The sequence below is a fragment of the Staphylococcus pseudoxylosus genome (assembly GCF_003697915.1).
GTDB lineage: Bacteria > Bacillota > Bacilli > Staphylococcales > Staphylococcaceae > Staphylococcus > Staphylococcus pseudoxylosus.
Map to the genome: position 1 here is coordinate 1 of NZ_RCVN01000123.1, position 206 is coordinate 206.

Sequence of the window (206 nt, forward strand, 5' to 3'; positions counted from 1 at the left end):
TTGCCGTCAATTAATGGCTTAGAAATTTGTCGCAAAATTAGACAACAACAATCTACACCTATCATTATAATTACAGCGAAAAGTGATACGTATGACAAAGTTGCTGGGCTTGATTACGGTGCAGACGATTATATAGTTAAACCATTTGATATTGAAGAACTTTTAGCAAGAATTCGTGCGATTTTACGTCGTCAGCCACAAAAAGA

1 pseudogene is annotated in these 206 nt (G+C 35.4%); it reads left to right on the forward strand.

From position 1 onward, the window contains the following. Window positions 1-206 (forward strand): annotated as a pseudogene (gene arlR / locus D9V42_RS15060) (response regulator transcription factor ArlR); the annotation flags it as partial.